This window comes from Rhodoblastus sp., from assembly GCF_041915505.1.
Taxonomy (GTDB): Bacteria; Pseudomonadota; Alphaproteobacteria; order Rhizobiales; family Beijerinckiaceae; genus Rhodoblastus.
This window is the reverse complement of record NZ_JAYSBG010000123.1, coordinates 1-1,439: the sequence shown is the minus strand read 5'-3', so window position 1 is coordinate 1,439 and position 1,439 is coordinate 1. Positions and strand designations below refer to the sequence as shown.

Here is a 1,439-nt window from a genome sequence, read left to right as displayed (position 1 = left end):
AACAGGTCCAGCGTCGAGGGGGCGCCGTCCATGTGCAGCCAGATGACGGTCTTGGCCTTGGCCGGGAAATGCGGCTCCTTCGGCGCGAGCGGATCGACCAGATTGGCGGCCTCGGCGGCCATGAAGCCGCCGCCGGGCAGGGCCGTGCTCAGCATGAGCCCGGTCGCACCCCAGCCCAGTTTGATCAAAGCGTCGCGGCGGGAAGTGATGATATTTGCCATGATTTCAGTCCTTTGGAGGCTCGAATTTCGGTCAGAAGCGATAGGCGAAGTCATTGGAGTTCACGACCACATGGACGAGGTCGACGAAGGCGGCCGCGCGCAGCGGATCGATCTGGCCCTGGCTCAGCTTGAAGCCGATCGGGGTCGCGACCAGAAGGCGGCCGCTATTGTCGGCTTTCTCCTCCAGAACCTTGGAATGGCTGTCGAGATAGGCGAGCAGGGCCTCCTTCTCGAACGGGTCCGGGGCGCGGGAGAACACGATCTGGTAGAGGCCTTCGACGCGCGCGCCGTCATCCTTGTAGCCGGCGCTGAGGATGCGTCCGGCGAGCGCCTGCGACAGTTCCAGCACCTGCTCGTTGTTGAGCAGCGCCAGAGCCTGCAACGGCGTCGTCGTCACTTCGCGCGCGCTGTGCACGAGCTGGGTGTTCGGCGAATTGAACGCCTCGATCAGCGGATAGGGCACGGAGCGGCGGGTGAAGATGTAGAGACTGCGGCGATACCAGTCGTCCTTGTTCTTCGAGACGTTCCACTGATTGGCGCCGGCGCCGAGATTCTTCGGCACGGGCGGGAACACCGACGGGCCGCCGACCTTGTCGACCAGCTTGCCGGAGGCCTGCAGCAAGGCGTCGCGGATTTCCTCGGCGTCGAGGCGCTGGCGCGGGAACACCGCGTAGAGGCGGTTGTCGGGATCGGCCTTGGCCACTTCCGGCCGCTCCTCGGACGATTGCCGATAGACGCGCGACAGCAGGATCTCGCGATGCAGATGCTTGATGCTCCAGCCGTGATTGACGAAATCGTCGGCCAGATAATCCAGCAGCTCCTGGTTGCTCGGACGATCGCCCGCCTTGCCGAAATCGCTGACGGTGGAGACGATGCCCTTGACGAAATATTGCGCCCAGACGCGATTGACGAAGACGCGCGCCGTCAGCGGATTGCTCGGGCTGGCGAGCCAATTGGCCAGCGCGGTGCGGCGGCCCGACGAGGTCGGCGTCGGAACGATTCCCGGATCGTCGGCGGAGATCGCCGCCGGGAAGGCCGGCTGCACTTCATCGAGCGGGCGCTCGTGATTGCCGCCGAACAGGATGAAGGTCTTGGGCGCGTCCGGATGGCCCAGCTCCTCGACGCCGGTGATGGTGTCGGAGCCCTGTTCCGGCCTGTCCTTCACCGATTGCTGCAGGGCGCGGGCGAGCTTCAGCCATTTTTCGAGATCGGCCTTGG

At 65.0% G+C, this 1,439-nt stretch carries 1 protein-coding gene and 1 pseudogene; both read right to left on the bottom strand.

Annotation, left to right across the window (positions count from 1 at the left end):
• A pseudogene (locus ACE3S9_RS09630) lies at positions 1-221 on the bottom strand (DUF1501 domain-containing protein); the annotation flags it as partial.
• Between the two features lie 31 nt (positions 222-252).
• Positions 253-1,439, bottom strand: a 1,187-nt coding sequence (locus ACE3S9_RS09625; protein ID WP_374546237.1) for a DUF1553 domain-containing protein, incomplete at its 5' end; no start/stop codon positions are given.